This is a genomic window from Mesorhizobium sp. M2A.F.Ca.ET.067.02.1.1 (genome assembly GCF_004023285.1).
In the GTDB taxonomy this organism is placed as follows: Bacteria; Pseudomonadota; Alphaproteobacteria; order Rhizobiales; family Rhizobiaceae; genus Mesorhizobium.
In genome coordinates, this window is record NZ_RZSB01001404.1 from 1 (window position 1) to 487 (window position 487).

The 487-nt window shown below is 58.7% G+C and carries 1 protein-coding gene; it reads right to left on the bottom strand.

Going from position 1 to position 487, the window contains the following annotated elements:
- Positions 1-327, bottom strand: a 327-nt coding sequence (locus EOA28_RS38055) for an MAPEG family protein (RefSeq protein WP_245501716.1), incomplete at its 3' end; no start/stop codon positions are given.
- Positions 328-487: the final 160 nt, after the last annotated feature.

Below are 487 nucleotides of genomic sequence, written 5' to 3' on the forward strand. Positions count from 1 at the left end.
GTTCCAGACGAGCGAGCGAAGCAGGGGAACACCGAATGCGTAGAGCGGAAGATAGACCAGTCTGGCCGAAAAATAGAGTCCGGCTCCCCACTCGCTGAGCGAAGTCTCACGGCCGGCCGCGTGGACAAGAAAAACCGCCGCCACGAATACTGGAAATGTCTCGACGAAGTTCCGCAGCGCCTTTTCCAGCCGTCCCGCCATCCCGGTGAGCGGAGGGACTTCGGCGTCTCGGGCGCTGGCCGTCCAGCGGTAACCCCGCTGAAAGCTCGCCGAATGCGAGGCGAGAACTATGTGAATGAAACAGAGCACACAACTTGCGGCCAGCATGGTCAGTTCGAATCTCATTCAACCCTCGCACTTGCCATTCGTCTTTCGCGCTTGAATACCCAAACGCGACGGTGAGGCCGCGATGGGCATCACCAACTTACAACGATGCGCCATCGGCATTTAAGGTCAGAGTCGTCCTTAATTCAGGTCGACCAGCGCC